This window comes from Streptomyces sp. SCL15-4, assembly GCF_033366695.1.
Classification (GTDB): Bacteria; Actinomycetota; Actinomycetes; order Streptomycetales; family Streptomycetaceae; genus Streptomyces.
Genome location: NZ_JAOBTQ010000001.1, coordinates 1,969,413 through 1,983,666, shown reverse-complemented (window position 1 = coordinate 1,983,666; position 14,254 = coordinate 1,969,413). Strand labels below are relative to the sequence as shown.

Sequence of the window (14,254 nt, the reverse complement as noted above, 5' to 3'; positions counted from 1 at the left end):
GGGGACGCGGACGTGGCCGGGTCCGGCCGTCGCGCGCCCGCGCCGGGCTCAGCTCATGCGCAGGGCGAGGAAGAAGTCCAGTTTGTCCTCCAGGCGGGACAGGTCCCGTCCCGTCAACTGCTCGATCCGCCCGACCCGGTAGCGCAGCGTGTTGACGTGCAGGTGGAGGCGGGTGGCGCAGCGGGTCCAGGAGCCGTCGCAGTCGAGGAACGCCTCCAGGGTCGGGATCAGCTCGGCCCGGTGCCGGCGGTCGTAGTCCTTCAGCGGGTCCAGCAGCCGGGCGGTGAAGGCACGGCGGACGTCGTCCGGGACGAACGGCAGCAGCAGCACATGACTGGCCAGTTCCTGGTGGCCGGCCGCGCAGACCCGGCCGGTGCGGGCGGCGGCGACGCGGCGGGCGTGCCGGGCCTCCTCCAGCGCGCCGCGCAGGCCCTCCGCGGAGTGCACGGCGGCGCTGACGCCGAGGGTGAGCCGGCCGTCGTCGTCCAGGCCCGCCGACAGCGGCTCGCGCACCGCCTGGAGCAGGGAGTCGGCGAGCAGGCCGGTCTCCGAGCCGTCGTGCTCGGAGGCGACCGCGGGCAGCGGGACCAGGGCGATGGCCTCGCCGCCGGTGTGCGCGACGGCGATCCGGTCGGAGGGCTCCGGGCCGGTCGCCAGCGGGTCGACGAGCACCTCCTCCAGCAGGGACTGGGCGACCGGGCCGCCGTCGATCTCCCCGCCCTCCCACTCCACGCGGGCCACCACGACCTGCCAGTGCGGGGCCGCGCCGAGCCCGGGCAGCAGCACCGGCGCCGCCACCCGCAGGCGCGCGGCTGTCTCGGCGGGCGGGGCGCCGCTCTGCACCAGCTCCAGCACCTCCTGGGCGAGCCGGCGCCGGACCGTGCGGGCCGCGTCCCGGCGGTCGCGTTCGACGGCGATCAGCTGGGTGACGCCCTGGAGCAGGTCCAGCCGCTCGCCGGGCCAGTCGCCCGCGTCCGCCTCCACGGCCAGCAGCCAGTCCGACAGCACCGTTTCGCGCACGTCGCGGGCGGCCTGCGGGGAGCGGCCGGAGGAGCGGACCGGGAAGAGGGAGTAGGTGGTGCCGTGCAGCTGGATCCGGTGCGGGCCGCGGCGGCCGGTGCGGGTGGCCGCCAGATGCTCGGCGGCGAGCCGGGCGCAGGTGTCGGCGGGCAGCGCCGGGCCCGCCACCTTGGAGCCGGCGATCAGCCGGCCGGTGGGGGAGAGCACCCAGGCGCGCAGGTCCAGGTCGGAGCCGAGCAGGTCCAGGACGACGTCCGGGCCGCCGCCCGCCGGGCCCGAGGTCATCATCCGGCGGTGCCGGTCCACCACCGCGGCCAGGTCCCCGGCCCGCTCACCGGAGACCTGCCGGACGACGTGCTCGGTGATCGTGGCGAACGCCACCGACTCGTGCACCGCGAAGAGCGGCAGCCGGTGCCGGGCGCAGGCCAGCACCAGGTCCTCCGGCACATCGCCCAGCTCCGCCTCGCCGGCCGCCAGGGCCGCCACCCCGGACTGCGCCAGGATGCGCACGAAGGGTTCGGAGTCGGCGGCGTCCCGGCGCCAGGCCAGGCCCGTCAGCACCAGCTCGCCGCCGGAGAGGTAGCGGCTCGGGTCGCGCAGGTCGGTGGTCATGACCCCGCGTACCGCGCGGTCCAGCTCGTCCTCGCCGCCGAGCAGCCGCAGGCCCAGCGCATCGGTGTCCAGCAGTGCGCGCAGCCGCATCTCGTCGCCGCCGTTCTTTGTCTCGAAACCTACGATGGATCTTGGAGGGTGGGCCGGGGCCGTCCCGGGGCACCCGGAAGCGGACGCCCGGGGAGGCGTGGTGCGGTCCTCCGCGCTGTTTCCCGCGTTTCCCCGGGAAATCGGAGAGGTTACCGATGGCCTCCGTTCATACGAATCTACAAGATGCCCGCCGTGGCCAGCCAACTCCTTCATGGTTTCGGTGACTGACCGCGCCGGAGTACGGAGCGGTGTACTGAGTCCACTCCGCGTCAACAACACATGAACGAGCCGCGCCCGCCGCACACGGATTGGCTCGATCCGAACGACTCACGAGACGAAGAAGAGAGCCGGTCATGGACTTCCTTCGCCCCGCCAGCTGGGAGGAGGCGCTCGCCGCGAAGGCCGAGCACCCCACCGCTGTGCCGATTGCGGGTGGCACCGATGTGATGGTCGAGATCAACTTCGACCACCGCCGGCCCGAGTACCTGCTCGACCTGAACCGCATCGGCGATCTCTACGAATGGGAGGTCGGCGAGGAGAGCGTACGGCTGGGCGCCTCCGTCCCGTACACCGCGATCATGGAGAACCTCCGTGCCGAGCTGCCGGGCCTCGCGCTCGCCTCGCACACGGTCGCCTCCCCGCAGATCCGCAACCGCGGCGGCGTCGGCGGCAACCTCGGCACGGCCTCGCCGGCCGGCGACGCCCATCCCGCCCTCCTCGCCGCCGGCGCGGAGGTCGAGGTGGCGTCGGCGGCCCGGGGCACCCGGCTGATCCCGATCGACGCGTTCTACACGGGCGTCAAGCGCAACGCGCTCCAGCCCGACGAGCTGATCCGCGCCGTGCACGTGAAGAAGGCCGACGGCCCGCAGCAGTACTCGAAGGTCGGCACCCGCAACGCCATGGTCATCGCCGTGTGCGCCTTCGGACTCGCCCTGCACCCCGGGACCCGGACCGTGCGCACCGGCATCGGCTCCGCCGCCCCCACCCCGGTGCGCGCCCGGGCCGCCGAGGAGTTCCTGAACGCGGCTCTGGAGGAGGGCGGCTTCTGGGACAACGGAAAGATCATCACCCCGTCGGTCGCCAAGCGGTTCGCCGACCTGTGCTCGGCCGCCTGCAACCCGATCGACGACGTCCGGGGCACCGCGAGCTACCGCCGGCACGCCGTCGGCGTGATGGCCCGCCGGACGCTGACCTGGACCTGGGAGTCGTACCGCGGCACCCGCCGCGCCACCGAGGGAGCTGCGTAATGCGCGTCAACTTCACCGTCAACGGGCGTCCGCAGGAGGCCGACGACGTCTGGGAGGGCGAGTCGCTCCTCTACGTCCTGCGCGAACGGCTCGGCCTGCCGGGCTCCAAGAACGCCTGCGAGCAGGGCGAGTGCGGTTCCTGTACCGTCCGCCTGGACGGCGTGCCGGTGTGCTCCTGCCTGGTCGCGGCCGGCCAGGCCGAGGGCCGTGACGTGGTGACCGTCGAGGGCCTCGCGGACTTCGCCCGGCAGCGCGCCGAGGGCGGCTGCGCGACCGGCGCCCGCGGTGGCACCAGCCTGGACGAGGCCCGGCACTGGCAGGCCAAGGGCACCGACTCCCAGACCGGCGAGGGCACCAAACTCGCCCCGGTCCAGCAGGCGTTCATCGACGCCGGCGCCGTCCAGTGCGGCTTCTGCACCCCGGGCCTGCTCGTCGCCTCCGACGAACTGCTGGAGCGCAACCCGAACCCGACCGACGCCGACATCCGCGAGGCGCTGTCGGGCAACCTGTGCCGCTGCACGGGCTACGAGAAGATCATGGACGCGGTCCGCCTGGCGGCCGCCCGCCAGTCCGAGGGGGTCTGAACATGCCTGCCAACGGCGCACCCACCAAGATCACCCAGGGATCGCGGACCAAGGGCGGCATCGGCGAGTCCACGCTCCGTCCGGACGGCACCCTGAAGGTCACCGGCGAGTTCGCGTACTCGTCCGACATGTGGCACGAGGACATGTTGTGGGGCCAGATCCTGCGCTCCACCGTCGCGCACGCCGAGATCGTCTCGATCGACACCTCCGAGGCGCTGGCCCTGCCGGGCGTGTACGCCGTCATGACGTACGACGACCTGCCCACCGACGTGCGCAACTACGGCCTGGAGATCCAGGACACCCCGGTCCTCGCCCACGGCAAGGTGCGCCACCACGGCGAGCCGGTCGCGATCGTCGCCGCCGACCACCCGGAGACGGCCCGCCGCGCCGCCGCCAAGATCAAGGTCGAGTACCGCGAGCTGCCGGTGATCACCGACGAGAAGTCGGCCCTCGCGCCGGACGCGATCCTCGTCCACGACCACCGCGACGACCACCACAGCGGGCACGTCCCGCACCCCAACGTCGTGCACCGCCAGCCGATCGTCCGCGGCGACGCGGCCGCGGCCGCCGGGCGCGCCGACGTCGTCGTCCGCGGCGAGTACACCTTCGGCATGCAGGACCAGGCCTTCCTCGGCCCCGAGTCCGGCCTCGCCGTGCCCGAGGAGGACGGCGGCGTCCACCTCTACATCGCCACCCAGTGGCTGCACTCCGATCTGCGCCAGATGGCACCGGTCCTCGGCCTGCCCGAGGAGAAGGTGCGCATGACGCTGGCCGGCGTCGGCGGCGCGTTCGGCGGCCGCGAGGACCTGTCGATGCAGATCCACGCCTGCCTGCTCGCACTGCGCACCGGCAAGCCGGTCAAGATCGTCTACAACCGGTTCGAGTCCTTCTTCGGGCACGTCCACCGCCACCCGGCCAAGCTGTACTACGAGCACGGTGCCACCAAGGACGGCAGGCTCACCCACGTGAAGTGCCGGATCGTGCTGGACGGCGGCGCCTACGCCTCCGCCTCGCCGGCGGTCGTCGGCAACGCCGCCTCGCTGTCGGTCGGCCCGTACGTGGTGGACGACGTCGACATCGAGGCCATCGCCCTCTACACCAACAACCCGCCCTGCGGCGCCATGCGCGGCTTCGGCGCGGTCCAGGCGTGCTTCGCCTACGAGGCGCAGATGGACAAGCTGGCCGCGAAGCTCGGCATGGACCCGGTGGAGCTGCGGCAGCGGAACGCGATGGAGCAGGGCACCGTCATGCCGACGGGCCAGCCCGTCGACTCGCCCGCCCCCGTCGCCGAACTCCTGCGCCGCGTCAAGGCGAGGCCGCTGCCGCCGGAGCGCCAGTGGGAGTCCAGCGAGGGCGCCGACGTCCGCCAGCTGCCCGGCGGCCTGTCCAACACCACGCACGGCGAGGGCGTCGTACGGGGTGTCGGTTACGCGGTCGGCATCAAGAACGTCGGCTTCTCCGAGGGCTTCGACGACTACTCCACCGCCAAGGTGCGCATGGAGGTCGTGGGCGGCGAGCCCGTCGCCACCGTGCACACCGCGATGGCGGAGGTCGGCCAGGGCGGCGTCACCGTCCACGCGCAGATCGCCCGCACCGAGCTCGGCGTCAGCCAGGTGACCATCCACCCGGCCGACACCCGGGTGGGCAGCGCCGGTTCGACCTCCGCCTCCCGGCAGACGTACGTCACCGGCGGCGCCGTGAAGAACGCCTGCGAGCTGGTCCGCGAGCAGGTCCTGGAGATCGGCCGGCGCAAGTTCGGTTCCTACCACCCGGCCTGGGCCACGGCCGAACTCCTGCTGGAGGGCGGCAAGGTCGTCACCGACGGCGGCGAGGTCCTCGGCGACCTGGCCGACGTCCTCGAGGATGAGGTCGTGGAGGTCGAGGAGGAGTGGCGGCACCGGCCGACCGAGCCCTTCGACCTGCGCACCGGCCAGGGCAACGGACATGTGCAGTACTCCTTCGCCGCGCACCGCGCCGTGGTCGAGGTCGACACCGAGCTGGGCCTGGTGAAGGTGGTCGAGCTGGCCTGCGCCCAGGACGTCGGCAAGGCGCTCAACCCGCTCTCCGTCATCGGCCAGATCCAGGGCGGTACGACGCAGGGCCTGGGCGTGGCGGTGATGGAGGAGATCATCGTCGACCCCAAGACCGCGAAGGTCAGGAACCCCTCCTTCACGGACTACCTGATCCCCACCATCCTCGACACGCCGACCATCCCGGTCGACGTGCTCGAACTCGCCGACGAGCACGCCCCGTACGGGCTGCGCGGCATCGGCGAGGCCCCGACCCTGTCGTCCACTCCGGCCGTCCTCGCGGCGATCCGGAACGCGACGGGCCTGGAACTCAACCGTACGCCGGTACGGCCCGAGCACCTCACGGGCACCGCGTAACCCTTCGGGGTGCGACCGGTGCCTTTCCGGGGGGCTCGGCCCCCCGGACCCCACTGTTCGTCTCGGGCCGTCCCCCGGGTCGTCCAATCCCAAATCCCGTGCTCCCCAGACGCTGCGCGGGTGCCCCTTTGAACCTTGGGAGTCGGCCCATGACCCATCAGTCAGTGGAGCCCAGGACCGCGGCCGAGGACGCAGGCGAAGGCAGCCGCGTCCCCGCCGGGAGGTCCTGGCTCGACCGGTATTTCCACATATCCAGAAGAGGATCCACCGTCGCACGGGAAGTGCGCGGCGGCATCACCACCTTCATGGCGATGGCGTACATCCTCCTGCTCAACCCTCTCATCCTGTCCGGCAAGGACGCGGCGGGGGACACGCTCGGCCAGAAGGCGCTGATCACCGCGACCGCGTTCGCGGCGGCCCTCACCACGCTGCTCATGGGTTTCGTCGGCAAGGTGCCGCTCGCCCTCGCCGCCGGCCTCTCCGTCTCCGGTGTCCTGTCCACCCAGGTCGCGCCCGAGATGACCTGGCCGCAGGCCATGGGCATGTGCGTGATGTACGGCGCGGTCATCATGCTGCTCGTCGTCACCGGCCTGCGTGAAATGATCATGAACGCGATCCCGCTCGCGCTCAAGCACGGCATCACGATGGGCATCGGCCTGTTCATCGCGTTCATCGGTTTCTACAAGGCCGGCTTCGTCCACCAGGGCAAAGGCGGACCCGTCAGCCTCGGGCCCGCCGGCGAGCTGACCGGCTGGCCGGTCCTGCTCTTCGCCGGCACCCTGCTGCTGATCTTCATGCTCCAGGCCCGGAACTTCCCCGGTGCCATCCTGATCGGCATCGTCAGCGGCACCGTCGTCGCCCTGATCCTGAACACCACCGGTGTCATCGGCGCCGGGCAGTGGGCCAACGGCACGCCCGAGCTGCACGGCAGCGCGGTCTCCATGCCCGACTTCTCGCTCTTCGGCGACGTCGAGTTCGGCGGCTGGGGCGAGGTCGGCGCGATGACCGTCGGAATGATCGTCTTCACGCTGGTGCTGGCCGGCTTCTTCGACGCGATGGCCACCATCATCGGCGTCGGCACCGAGGCGGACCTCGCCGACGACAAGGGCCGGATGCCGGGCCTGTCCAAGGCGCTGTTCATCGACGGCGCCGGCGGCGCGATCGGCGGGGTGGCGGGCGGCTCCGGCCAGACCGTGTTCGTCGAGTCGGCCACCGGCGTCGGCGAGGGCGCCCGCACCGGGCTGGCCTCGGTCGTCACCGGCCTGTTCTTCGCGGCCTGCCTGTTCTTCACGCCGGTCACCGCCATCGTGCCGCAGGAGGTCGCCTCCGCCGCCCTGGTCGTCATCGGCGCGATGATGATGATGAACGCCCGGCACGTGGACTGGGCCGACCGCGCCACCGCCGTCCCGGTCTTCCTGACCGTCGTGCTGATGCCGTTCACGTACACCATCACCACCGGTGTCGCCGCGGGCGTCGTCTCCTACGTCGCCATCAAGACCGCCCAGGGCAAGGCACGTGAGATCGGCGCCTTCATGTGGGGTTTGACGGTGGTGTTCCTCGTCTACTTCGCCCTTCATCCCATCGAGGGCTGGCTGGGCGTCCACTAGCGCCGCCCGCACCGCCCCCGCCCGCCACACCCGTTAGGAGACCGAAAGATGCTGGACATCGCCGAGGAACTGCACCGGTGGGTCGAGCAGGGCCGCGGCTTCGCCGTCGCCACCGTGGTGGCCGTCGGCGGCAGCGCCCCGCGCCGGCCCGGCGCCGCGCTCGCGGTGGACTCCGACGGCACGGCCATCGGCTCGGTCTCCGGCGGGTGCGTGGAGGGCGCCGTGTACGAGCTGTGCCGGCAGGCGCTCGAGGACGGCGAGACCGTCCTGGAGCGCTTCGGCTACAGCGACGAGGACGCCTTCGCCGTCGGCCTGACCTGCGGCGGCGTCATCGACATCCTCGTCACGCCGGTCCGCGCGGACGGTCCCGCACGGCCGGTGTTCGCGGCCGCGCTGGCCGCCGCCGCCCGAGGGGAGGCGGCGGCGGTCGCGCGGATCGCCGAGGGGCCGGCCGAGCTGCGCGGCCGGGCCCTGCTGGTCCGTCCCGACGGCTCCTTCGACGGCGGCTTCGGCGGCCACCGCGAACTGGACCGCACGGTCGCCGCCGAGACCCGGGCCTTCCTGGACGCGGGCCGCACCGGCACCGTGGAGATCGGCGAACAGGGCTCGCGCTGCGGCAGCCCGCTCACCGTCCTGGTCGAGTCCTCGGTCCCGCCGCCCCGGATGATCGTCTTCGGCGCGATCGACTTCGCGGCCGCGCTGGTCCGCGTCGGCAAGTTCCTCGGCTACCACGTCACCGTGTGCGACGCCCGCCCGGTGTTCGCGACCCGGACCCGCTTCCCCCAGGCCGACGAGATCGCCGTCGAGTGGCCGCACAGGTACCTGGAGCACACCGAGGTCGACGCCCGTACCGTCCTGTGCGTCCTCACCCACGACGCCAAGTTCGACGTACCGCTGCTGAAGCTGGCGCTCAGGCTGCCGGTCGCCTACGTCGGCGCCATGGGCTCGCGCCGCACCCACCTGGACCGCAACGAGCGCCTGCGCGCCGTCGGCGTCACCGAGCTGGAACTGGCCCGGCTGCGCTCCCCGATCGGCCTGGACCTCGGCGCCCGTACGCCCGAGGAAACGGCGCTGTCCATCGGGGCGGAGATCGTCGCCGCCCGCCGCGGCGGCAGCGGCGTGGCGCTGACCGGCGCGCACACCCCGATCCACCACGACACCACCGCCCGCCCGGCGGGCCGGATCGGGTCGGTGGCCTGAGCGGAAGGCGCCGGACAGGCAGCCGGCCGGCGGTTCCAGCGCGCCGGGTGGTTCCTGTGGCCGTGTCGTCCGGCTGGTGTCTGCGGGGGCGTGGCGGCAGGCTCAGGGCTGCTCGAGCAGGCGGTCGGCCGCGCGGCCGAACATCCGGCGGGCCGTCCGCTCCAGCGCGCCGTCGAAGGCGCGTGGCAGGAAGCGGACCCGCAGTTCCTCCCGCCACACCACCCGGCTGCCGCCCCCGGGAGCGGGCCGGACCTCGATCTCGGCCCAGCCGAGGATCGTCCGGCCCCGCTTCTCCAGCCGGCACATCCCGTCCTCGCCGCCGGCCGGCGGGTGCCAGACCGTCACCTCCATGACGTCGTCCAGGGTGAGCGGGCCGATCCCGGACCGGGCCACGAAGCGCGTGCCCTCGCGGTTCGGCGCAGGCGTGAGCACCCTGATCCGGGTCAGCGGGACCGCGCCGGCGTGCCGCGGCCACCGGGTGAGCCGGCGCCACGCCTCCTTTGGCGGGAGGGGCACCGTGCGCGCGAGCGAGAAGAGGGGCACGGCACGATCGTAGGCGTGCCGCTCCCGTCGTGCCGTGGGACGGGGCCGCGGGCGGCTACGGGCGGTACACCTTGCCGGGCTCCGCCTTGCCGGGTGCCAGCAGCTGGGGGACGGTCACGAAGACGTAGCCGCGCTTCTTCAGCGCGTCGATGATGCCGGGCACGGCCGGCACGGTCCCGTCGTAGATGTCGTGCAGCAGGATGATCCCGTCCCGGGAGGACTGGTCCAGGACGCGCTGGGTGATGAGCGCCGAGTCCTTGGTCGTGTAGTCCTTGGCGGTCACGCTCCACAGCACCTCCGCCAGGCCCAGCTCCTTGCAGATCTCGTGCACGTTCGCGTCGGTGCGGCCCTGGGGCGGACGCATCAGGGTCGGCTTGTGCCCGGTGAGCCGCTCGATCGCCTCGTTGGGCCGGTTCAGCTCCGCACGTATCTCCTTGTCCGATATCTTCGTGAGGATCTTGTGGTCCCAGGTGTGACTGGCGACCTCGTGGCCCTCCGCCGCCATCCGCTTGACCAGCTCCGGGTACTTCTCGATGTGCCGCTTGCCGAGCAGGAAGAAGGTGGCCGGCACCTTCTTCTCCTTCAGGATGTCGAGCAGCCGCGCGGAGTTCTCGCTGGGCCCGGCGTCGAAGGTGAGCGCGATGCACTTGGCCTTGCGGCAGTCGACCGTCCCGAACTTGGCCGGCGCGCCGGGTGCCGCCTCGGCGCGGACGGTGCTCGGGGCGGTCGTGTCGACCTGGGCGCAGCCGGCCAGCGTCAGCGACAGGCCGGCCGCGGCGGCGAGCGCCCACCGGCGCAACCTCCGGCCCGTTGTGTGCATCTTCCTGGGCGCGTGCTGCGGCATGGCGTTCGTGTCGGTCAAGAGAGGCATGCCCGGACTATACACTGCGTGTATAGTGCAGCCGTTCGAGCCCCCGGGTCACATCCGGGTCAACCGGGCAACGACCCCGTGCACACCAGTGGTACCGGCCGGGTACGCGGAGTAACCTCGGGACCATGACGCGCACGGGGGAGCGAGTCGGCACGGCATGGTTACGGACACCCGCCTGGATCGCGCGCATCGAGACGCCGGACGGGCGGGTCCTGGGCGCGGGGGTGCTGCTCGCACCCGAGCGGGTCCTCACCGCCGGCCACGTGGTCCGCCCCGGCCGCCCCTACACCGTCCGCCTGGTCGGCGTACCCGGCCTGGCCCCCGTGACCGCCACCGTCCGCCCCGACGAGTACGTGCCCCAGCGCGAGGACACCTTCGGCGACCGCAGCGGCGACCTCGCCCTGCTCCGCCTGGCCCCGCCGCTGCCCGCCGAGCACACCACCCGCCTCTACCGGCTCGCCGCCCCGCACGGACCCGTCAGCATGTACGGCTTCCCGGACGGCGACGACGGCGGCCGCTGGCACGGCGCCACCCTGGTCGCCGCCCGCGGCCGGGACAGCCAGGTCCAACTGCGCCCGCTCCCCGGCGAACTCGCCGCACCCGGCTTCAGCGGCGGCGGAGTCGTCGACCACGCCACCGACCAGGTCATCGGCATCGTCCTCAGCGTCGACGAGGGACCGGGCTCCGCCTTCAGCTACATGAGCCCCACCGAGACCATCCTCAGCCATCTGCCGCAGGCCGCCGCCTGGACCGACGGCGCCGAGGCCGTCGATCCCCGGCTGCGCACCGGCACCGGCCCGGCCGCCGGCCGGCTCGACGTGCCCTTCGCCACCGAACTCGCCTCCTGGTTCCGCGGCGAGGGCTGGCCGGTGCTCGTCACCGTCGTCCCCGACCGCGGCGACCGCGCCTTCACCCTCCAGCGGGCCGTCACCCTCGCCGACCGCGAACTGCGCACGCACCGCAACACCAGCGCCGTCAGCCACGACCCGCCCGAAACCGTGCCGCCGGCCGGCGCCCACGACCTCGCCCTGGACGTCGAGCACCTGACGGCCGCCCAGGTCATGGACCGGATCGCCGAACGCCTCGGCATCCGCGACGACCCCCGCCCCGAACGGCTCGGCACCCTGCGCCTGCCGCTCGCCGCCGTACTGGCCGGCGTGGACGAGGCGGCCGAACCCGACGCCCTGCTCGCCCTGCTGGACCGGCTCGCCCGGCAGGGCGCCCGGCTGCTGCTGACCTTCCGCACCCCGGGCGAACGCGCCGCCCGCGCCGCCGAGCTGCTCGTCCACCGTCCGCTGCGCGACCGCTGGGCCCGGCTGCGCGCCGAAGTCGACCGGATCACCGAGGAACTGGGCCCGGCGCTCGACATCCGCCGCGACCGCGTCCTGCCCGGCCCCGGCACCCGCCCGCTGATCGACCGCGCCGACGCCGGCGTACGGCGCACCCGGATGCTGCGCGCCTGGGTCGCCCACACCTCCGACCCCGAGCGCGACCCCGCCACCGCCACCTTGCTGTTCACCTTCGAGGCCGCCGTCGCCCGCCGCCGGCGGCGCCTGGAGAACGCCGTCGGCATGCTGGACGCCCGGCTGCGCCGCCGCACCGAACTCCTCGGCCGCGTCGGCGCCGAATGGCCGCTGTGCCGGCAGCGGGCCGCCGCGCACGGCGACCGGGTCATGGCGGCGTACCGGCTCTACGAAGAGGCGCTGTCGCTGCTGCGGCAGACCCCCTGCGACATCGAGCGGGCCGAGGCCGCCGTCGAGCGGTTCGTCGGTTTCTGCTCCACTCCCACACCCGAGGAGGAGGGTGCGTCGTGACCTCGTGCGTCCGGCCCGGCTGCGCGGGCCGCATCATGGCCACCGGCTACTGCGACACCTGCGGCCACCGCCACGCCGAACCCCGCACCGAACCGCACCCCGGGCCGGCTGCCGGACCGCCCGGACCGACCCGGCTCGCGACCGCCGCCGACGAACCGCCCGTACCGGCGGCCGTGCACGCCGTCGCCGGACTCGGCGAACTCGACCAGCACGGACTGGTCGTCCTGCCCGAGGTCCCCGCCCCCGGCGACGTCCTCGTCGCGGACCCCCGCCCGCCCTCCGGGGGCCGCCGCTGCGGTGCCGGCGGCTGCACCATGACCATCGGCGTCGGCTACGGCGACCAGCCCGCCCGCCCCACCGGCCACTGCCCCCGCTGCGGCACCGCCTACTCGCTGCTGCCGCAGCTGCACCCCGGCGACATCGTCGACGACCACTACAAGGTGCTCGGCTGCCTCGCCCACGGCGGCCTCGGCTGGATCTACCTCGCCGAGGACACCCGCGCCGACGGCTACCGGGTCGTCCTCAAGGGCCAGATCAACGTCCACGACGTGCACGCCCGGCACACCGCCGTCGAGGAGCGCCGCTCCCTCACCGCCCTGCACCACCCCGACATCGTCCGCTTCGTCAACTACTTCGAGTACGAGAGCGCCGGCCACCCGTCCACCGGCTACCTCGTCATGGACTACATCGCCGGACGCTCCCTGCAACAGCTCATGGACGCCGACGACATCGAACGGATCTTCCATGGCCGCCCCCGCCTCGACCACGTCCTCACCTACGGCTGCAAGATCCTCGGCGCCCTCCAGTACATGCACGAACGCGGCCTGCTCTACTGCGACATGAAGCCCGCCAACGTCGTCCACTTCGGCCGCGCCGTCAAGGTCGTCGACCTCGGCGCCGTCCGCGCCATCGGCGACCGCGCCTCCGCCTACGTCTACACGCCCGGCTTCGCCCCGCCCAAGGAGGAGATCGACCGCCGCGGCTGGCACGTCGACAGCGACCTCTACACCGTCGGCATGACACTCCAGGCCCTGGCCCGTGACGCCGAACCCGCCCGCGGCCTCAGTGCCGACTCCTTCCGGCGCATCGTCGCCCGCGCCACCCACGACAAGCCCCGCGCCCGGTTCCGCTCCGCCGCCGAGATGTCCCGCCAGCTCTGGGAGGTGCTGCGCGAGTTCCGCGCGCTGCGCTTCGGCGAGCAGCTGCCGGAGGGCTCCACCCGGTTCCGTCCGTCCGGCGCCGGCCTCGACGCCGGACTCGGCGCGATCCCCGCCCTCGGCCACTGGACCCGCCGCGCCGGCGACCTGCCCGCCCCCCTGGACGTCTCCCCGCCCGACCCCGCCGAGGTGGCCGGCGCCCTGCCCGAGCCGTTCCCCGACCCCGACGACGGCGCCGCCCTGCTGCTCGACTCCTTCCCGCCCGACGCCCCCGACCGGGTCGCCCGGCAATGGCCCCGCGAATCCCGCCTCGGCACCCCCGAGACCGCCTTGTGGCTGTGCCGCGCCTATCTGAGAAAGGGCGAGCAGCGGGCCGCGGACAGCTGGCTCGCCGAGGCCGAGACCCAGCTCGGCGAACGCGCCGCCGCCCACGACTGGCGCATCGCCTGGCACCACGGCGTACTGCACCTCAGCAAGGGCGAGGTGGACCTGGCCGGCGCCCGCTTCGACGCCGTCTACCAGGCACTGCCCGGCGAGTACGTGCCCAAGCTCGCCCTCGGCCACTGCGCCGAACACACCGCCGACGCCCGCCGGGACCGGGCCATGCGGTACTACGAGGCCGTCTGGAGGCGGGACTTCACGCACACCGCCGCCGCGTTCGGCCTGGCCCGCGGCCACCTCGCCGCCGGCGACCGGGACGCCGCCGTGCACGTCCTCGACGAGGTCCCGGCCACCTCCCGGCACCACGACGCCGCCCGCATCGCGGCCGTCCGCATCCGCGTCGGCATCCTGCACGGCACCCCGCCCACCGCGGCCGGCCTGCGGGACGCGGCCCGGCGGCTGCCCGAACTGCGCCTGGACGGCGGCGCCGCCGACGGCGAGTCCCGGGCCCGGCTGGTCGCCGAGGTCCGGGAGAACGCCCTGCACAGCCGCCCCGCCCAGGGCTGGGGACCGGACTTCCCCGCCGGGGACGTCTTCGGCGCCGGGGACGAGGACGGGCTGCGCACCCGGCTGGAGCAGTCCTTCCGGCAGCTCGCCGCGCAGGCCCGCACCGCCGGGGAACACGGCCGGCTGCTCGACCTGGCCCACGCCGTCCGGCCCCTGACCACCTTCTGACCCGCC

10 protein-coding genes are annotated in these 14,254 nt (G+C 73.6%); 7 read left to right on the top strand and 3 right to left on the bottom strand.

Going from position 1 to position 14,254, the window contains the following annotated elements; all coding sequences use genetic code 11:
• Window positions 1–48: 48 nt before the first annotated feature.
• A complete protein-coding gene (locus SCK26_RS08310; protein ID WP_318200624.1) occupies window positions 49–1,722 on the bottom strand; it encodes a PucR family transcriptional regulator in 1,674 nt (557 codons plus the stop codon).
• A 353-nt stretch (window positions 1,723–2,075) separates the two neighbouring features.
• Here SCK26_RS08310 and SCK26_RS08305 point away from each other — a divergent pair, with 353 nt between their 5' ends.
• The 5 genes from SCK26_RS08305 (at window position 2,076) to SCK26_RS08285 (ending at window position 8,747) form a co-directional block, all read left to right on the top strand.
• Window positions 2,076–2,969, top strand: a complete 894-nt coding sequence (locus SCK26_RS08305; RefSeq protein ID WP_318200623.1) for a xanthine dehydrogenase family protein subunit M — start codon at window positions 2,076–2,078, stop codon at window positions 2,967–2,969.
• On the top strand, window positions 2,969–3,553 hold the full coding sequence (locus tag SCK26_RS08300) for a (2Fe-2S)-binding protein (protein ID WP_318200622.1): 585 nt from the start codon (window positions 2,969–2,971) through the stop codon (window positions 3,551–3,553). The genes SCK26_RS08305 and SCK26_RS08300 overlap by 1 nt, the downstream gene beginning before the upstream one ends.
• A 2-nt stretch (window positions 3,554–3,555) precedes the next feature.
• A complete protein-coding gene (gene pucD, locus SCK26_RS08295; protein ID WP_318200621.1) occupies window positions 3,556–5,940 on the top strand; it encodes a xanthine dehydrogenase subunit D in 2,385 nt (794 codons plus the stop codon).
• 149 nt (window positions 5,941–6,089) lie between these two features.
• The gene (locus SCK26_RS08290) at window positions 6,090–7,547 is read left to right on the top strand and encodes an NCS2 family permease (RefSeq protein ID WP_318200620.1); all 1,458 of its coding nucleotides are present in this window, start codon (window positions 6,090–6,092) and stop codon (window positions 7,545–7,547) included.
• A 48-nt stretch (window positions 7,548–7,595) separates the two neighbouring features.
• The gene (locus tag SCK26_RS08285; protein WP_318200619.1) at window positions 7,596–8,747 is read left to right on the top strand and encodes an XdhC/CoxI family protein; all 1,152 of its coding nucleotides are present in this window, start codon (window positions 7,596–7,598) and stop codon (window positions 8,745–8,747) included.
• A 102-nt stretch (window positions 8,748–8,849) separates the two neighbouring features.
• On the opposite strand, the gene SCK26_RS08280 is transcribed toward SCK26_RS08285, so the two are convergent.
• A complete protein-coding gene (locus SCK26_RS08280; RefSeq protein ID WP_318200618.1) occupies window positions 8,850–9,290 on the bottom strand; it encodes an SRPBCC family protein in 441 nt (146 codons plus the stop codon).
• A 55-nt stretch (window positions 9,291–9,345) separates the two neighbouring features.
• Window positions 9,346–10,110: a polysaccharide deacetylase family protein gene (locus SCK26_RS08275; RefSeq protein ID WP_412080843.1), complete on the bottom strand. Its 765-nt coding sequence runs from the start codon at window positions 10,108–10,110 to the stop codon at window positions 9,346–9,348.
• Between the two features lie 176 nt (window positions 10,111–10,286).
• Here SCK26_RS08275 and SCK26_RS08270 point away from each other — a divergent pair, with 176 nt between their 5' ends.
• Both SCK26_RS08270 and SCK26_RS08265 read left to right on the top strand, forming a co-directional pair.
• Window positions 10,287–11,975 carry a trypsin-like peptidase domain-containing protein gene (locus tag SCK26_RS08270; protein ID WP_318200617.1) on the top strand — a complete coding sequence of 563 codons (1,689 nt, stop codon included), beginning with the start codon at window positions 10,287–10,289 and terminating at the stop codon, window positions 11,973–11,975.
• Window positions 11,972–14,248, top strand: a complete 2,277-nt coding sequence (locus tag SCK26_RS08265; RefSeq protein ID WP_318200616.1) for a tetratricopeptide repeat protein — start codon at window positions 11,972–11,974, stop codon at window positions 14,246–14,248. The genes SCK26_RS08270 and SCK26_RS08265 overlap by 4 nt, the downstream gene beginning before the upstream one ends.
• The last annotated feature ends 6 nt before the right edge of the window (window positions 14,249–14,254 follow it).